Below are 3,661 nucleotides of genomic sequence, written 5' to 3'. Positions count from 1 at the left end.
CACCATATACATTCCGATTAAATGGTATCTATATTCCACCTGTAGGCCGTGGCAACTGGAACTATATCTATGTGATGTGTACTACTAACCGCTCCGGTACTGCCAAACTTGATGTACCAGAATTATTAAATGCTTTGGTATATAGAGCTGGTGTTCAACCAATATATAACGCCTAATAAATACTATTACCAAATATAATACATAGGAACATAAATGGACATCTTAACCATTGGTTCATTGATTGTTTCTGCTTTAGTATTGTGCTGGACTGTTTATAGGGATTTTACATCTGACTCCGACGAATTAGATGCACGTATTTCTACCGTTGAAACGAAAGTTGCTTTGATGGATCAGTCTCTAACTTCGCTTGAGCAGGAACAAGATCAGATGAAGAAGACATTAAAAAACTTAGAAGATAGTGTACATATGCTTGATATTAAAATTGAGCGTGTAATTACAATGCTTGAAACGCTAAAAAACAAAAGGGGCTAAATAGCCCCTTTTTTATTTGTTGGTGAGTTCTGCAATCATCTGATCTACTCGTGATTTGGTTTGTCTGTACCAGAGTGAATCCTTAGCCTGTACAATCGCTTCTTTATAGTTTTTATCACGTAAGGCTTGAATCATCTTTCTGAACTTTAAAGTACCTGATAGGCCAAGTTGAAAGACCATAATGGTCATGAAGTCCTGCCAGTCAGAAGGCAAATCTAATCCTAATGAGCGAACAGCAGACTTAGCAGTACTGATATCTTCTTCTAACATCCGTTCGGCTTGTTCTGGTGTAATACCGTTTGGATATGATTCACCAGGTTTTAGTAGTCGACCGTACCCAATAGTTGGATAACCAAGACTATCTTTATATGTCCAAAATTTACCATTCTTAAAATAACCAACTTTAGTTTGATAGGCAATTGATCCCTCATAGCTAATTAGCCTGTTTTTTAAATCCATTAAATAAATACCTTATAACAATTATCATAGGGTATTTATATGAAGCAATGGAATTACAATGATGATTGTAGTGAGGAAGAATTAACAAACGGTAGTTATGTAGGATTCGTGTACTTGTTCCAGTTTGAAGACAGTACCTTTTATATAGGTAGTAAACAGATGTATAAGAGAGTTAAGGACGTTAAGAAACTAAAAGCTAATTCAGTTGAAAATGGATGGCGTGAGTACAGTTCAAGTTCAAAGATAGTTAATCAAAAGATAGAAGATGGCTTAGATTATACTCGTACCATTTTGTGGGCTTTTCCATCAATGAAAGAAACACTATTTGTAGAAACAGCACTTATCATTAATCAGGGATTGAAAACGGGAAATATTAATCTTTCCGTTATGCATAAGGCACGTTTACCAAGTGGAAAGGATGCTGTACGTATACGTGGAATCCTTCAATCATTATATGAAATACTAAATTAAGGATGATTTATGGCATGGCTTAGAGGCAATAGCCCAAATGATATGAGGCGTTTTATAAACAACAACAGCCCAGCGATAGGACAAGAGTTCAAAAAAGAACTAAGTAAACGTATGCGTATAGTTACCCAACATATGCAACGTAAAGTAGATAATGATGTAGCAGGTGGTGGTGTACCGTTTACTGGTAAGAGTTTGTACTTTAATTTTAAAAAGATTAGTGACTACAAGACCGTAAACCAGATCATAGTACTACCTAACCAAACCTCATACTTGAAGTACATCCTTGATCCTGCTTACAGACACGTTAATGAAGGTAAAATTATTCCATATAAGAATGCTAAGTTAACGAAGCAGGGGAACATTACACAGCTACGTTCAAGAACTCAGAGTGATAAATACAAAAAGGTAAAGAGCAAGAACGGCAATACGTACTTGATCGATACTACCAAGAAATCCTCTAAACGTAATCCTAAACTGGCACGTGAAAAGAGGGTTATTGGTTACTATGGTTCCGTAGGTAGAAAACCATTGTTTGATTTCTACGATGAAACCGAGAAAAAAGTAATAGAACAATTAAGAACATTACGCGGTACGTTTGATTACCGTTGGAGGAATTAAGATGGATAACTTAGAAAATTTCCCATGTTATGATCATTCTGTACTAACAGATTTTTCTTTTCAGACAATCCAACCAGTAAGTGTAACCATACCATATGATAAAGCACTATCTGGTAGTAAGCTCATAAAAAAGAAGGTTGATAAAACAAAAGGTGATTTAGTCGTATACAGCTTCCATCATCATACAAAACCTAACGTGAGTGATGGTGATGTACTAATGGTTGAGTTGCTAAAAGATAAAATAGACGTTCAGGTACTACTATCTTATAACCACATCTACAAAGGTCATCGCGTATTTTCTTGTGTTTGTCAAATACAATAAGGACTTATTATGATTGGTGTGATAGTAGAACTACTAACAAAAGGTGTGGACTTCTTTCTAAAGCGTAAAACGATAGAACAGGAAGTGCAGAAAACAAATACTGAAGGACAAATAGAAACCAACAAAGAAGAGATCGAAAAGGTTACTTTCCACTGGCGTAATGCTCTTGGATTCGTAATCACCTTAATCATTCTCTATAACTGGATCATAGTACCGGTACTGGATGCTTTTGGTATTGTGGTTATCCAAGTACCATTAGGACAACTGATGCAAGTACTATTGATCATGGTTGGTGGAAGCTAAATAATAGCTGTATCAAACGATACAGCTACAATATTATTTTTCACAGTAAGGTAGAAATATTTCATTGAAAACAGAATCATTTACCTTATCAATGTATGCACTCATAAGTCTCAGTCCTTTTTTATATTGTTCTCCATCTACAGCTGCTTCTTTATAGCTTCCAATTGTATAATATTTTTTAGAATTCCCAAGGGTTGAATCGATAGCTTTCTTGTAGGGCTTTATACTATCCGTAAGCTGGTTTAAGGAATGTTTTTCTGAAATTTCAAAGCCCCAAATTTTAAGGTGCATTTCATGTGTGTATATCTCTAATACTGCATCCATAATAACTTCTCTTTGTTTTAATATCTTTTCAACTTTTTCATTATACTTAGTGGCTTCAAGGATGACTAAGTTCATATTATGTAACCCTTGAATCTCACTATCAATCCTTGCAACGGCCATCGCTATTTCTTGTGTTTTATCAATAATGGCTTCACATTTTTTGAAACCTTTTTCATTCACTTTCCCACTCACCCATTTTTTAACTTGATAAGCTGAATATAAAGCTAAGATCAAAGCACAGACTGCCACAGTCGCTGATAAACCCGGTGCAGTAATCTTTTTTGGATTCTTATATAAAAGCCATGTAATAAGTTCGGTCAGCAATACTCCTATAATCATCCATCTTATATGTGAAAGATTTATACGTTCCAATTGTGCTTCAAACCATTTCTTCATTCTTTCTAAATACCTTTATGTTTAATTGTAAAGGTATTTTATGGCAAGAATTACAAAAAAGGAATCAGCATTACACATTCAAGTACTGGATCTCATCCACTCAGATAAGCAACTAACTCAAGACGATAAAGAGTTTATCTTTAACAACTACAAAGGCGATGGTATAGGGGCTACTGGTGCTTTCTTCACACCTGAAATGCTCGCATGGGATTTCATACTTGATGCTGGTTGTACTGGTCAATGTATTGAACTTTGTGCGGGTATCGGTCGCCTCAG

7 protein-coding genes and 1 pseudogene are annotated in these 3,661 nt (G+C 35.3%); 6 read left to right on the top strand and 2 right to left on the bottom strand.

Annotated features, from left to right (window positions below):
• The first annotated feature begins 213 nt into the window (after nt 1-213).
• A complete protein-coding gene (locus ACVCAM_RS26075; RefSeq protein WP_028018548.1) occupies nt 214-492 on the top strand; it encodes a hypothetical protein in 279 nt (92 codons plus the stop codon).
• Between the two features lie 12 nt (nt 493-504).
• Here the strand turns inward: ACVCAM_RS26075 and ACVCAM_RS26070 are convergent, their stop codons facing one another.
• A complete protein-coding gene (locus ACVCAM_RS26070; RefSeq protein WP_129327982.1) occupies nt 505-951 on the bottom strand; it encodes a glycoside hydrolase family protein in 447 nt (148 codons plus the stop codon).
• 39 nt (nt 952-990) lie between these two features.
• On the opposite strand from ACVCAM_RS26070, the gene ACVCAM_RS26065 reads away from it, so the two are divergent.
• Genes ACVCAM_RS26065 through ACVCAM_RS26050 form a run of 4 tightly spaced genes read left to right on the top strand, consistent with a single transcriptional unit; the run spans nt 991 to nt 2,665 of the window.
• Entirely contained in the window at nt 991-1,422 is a 432-nt protein-coding gene (locus tag ACVCAM_RS26065) for a hypothetical protein (RefSeq protein ID WP_447093743.1), read from the top strand.
• Between the two features lie 9 nt (nt 1,423-1,431).
• Complete coding sequence (locus ACVCAM_RS26060; protein WP_447093742.1) at nt 1,432-2,040, top strand: hypothetical protein; 609 nt, start codon at nt 1,432-1,434, stop codon at nt 2,038-2,040.
• Between the two features lies 1 nt (nt 2,041).
• Entirely contained in the window at nt 2,042-2,362 is a 321-nt protein-coding gene (locus ACVCAM_RS26055) for a hypothetical protein (protein ID WP_100152823.1), read from the top strand.
• Between the two features lie 9 nt (nt 2,363-2,371).
• Nucleotides 2,372-2,665, top strand: a complete 294-nt coding sequence (locus ACVCAM_RS26050) for a 3TM-type holin (RefSeq protein WP_447093741.1) — start codon at nt 2,372-2,374, stop codon at nt 2,663-2,665.
• Between the two features lie 33 nt (nt 2,666-2,698).
• On the opposite strand, the gene ACVCAM_RS26045 is transcribed toward ACVCAM_RS26050, so the two are convergent.
• A complete protein-coding gene (locus ACVCAM_RS26045; protein ID WP_447093740.1) occupies nt 2,699-3,385 on the bottom strand; it encodes a hypothetical protein in 687 nt (228 codons plus the stop codon).
• A gap of 40 nt (nt 3,386-3,425) precedes the next feature.
• Between ACVCAM_RS26045 and ACVCAM_RS26040 the strand changes: the two are divergent.
• Nucleotides 3,426-3,661: pseudogene (locus tag ACVCAM_RS26040) on the top strand (methyltransferase); the annotation flags it as partial.

It is taken from the genome of Enterobacter sp. CFEC122 (genome assembly GCF_052983755.1).
This window is presented reverse-complemented; position numbering and strand designations above follow the sequence as displayed.

What these genes read in the sequence shown, in the direction of transcription:
- ACVCAM_RS26065 (WP_447093743.1), top strand. Translation starts at nt 991, where the DNA reads ATGAAGCAATGGAATTACAATGATGATTGTAGTGAGGAAGAATTAACA.
- ACVCAM_RS26045 (WP_447093740.1), bottom strand. Translation starts at nt 3,385, where the DNA reads ATGAAGAAATGGTTTGAAGCACAATTGGAACGTATAAATCTTTCACAT.
- ACVCAM_RS26075 (WP_028018548.1), top strand. Translation starts at nt 214, where the DNA reads ATGGACATCTTAACCATTGGTTCATTGATTGTTTCTGCTTTAGTATTG.
- ACVCAM_RS26060 (WP_447093742.1), top strand. Translation starts at nt 1,432, where the DNA reads ATGGCATGGCTTAGAGGCAATAGCCCAAATGATATGAGGCGTTTTATA.
- ACVCAM_RS26070 (WP_129327982.1), bottom strand. Translation starts at nt 951, where the DNA reads ATGGATTTAAAAAACAGGCTAATTAGCTATGAGGGATCAATTGCCTAT.
- ACVCAM_RS26050 (WP_447093741.1), top strand. Translation starts at nt 2,372, where the DNA reads ATGATTGGTGTGATAGTAGAACTACTAACAAAAGGTGTGGACTTCTTT.
- ACVCAM_RS26055 (WP_100152823.1), top strand. Translation starts at nt 2,042, where the DNA reads ATGGATAACTTAGAAAATTTCCCATGTTATGATCATTCTGTACTAACA.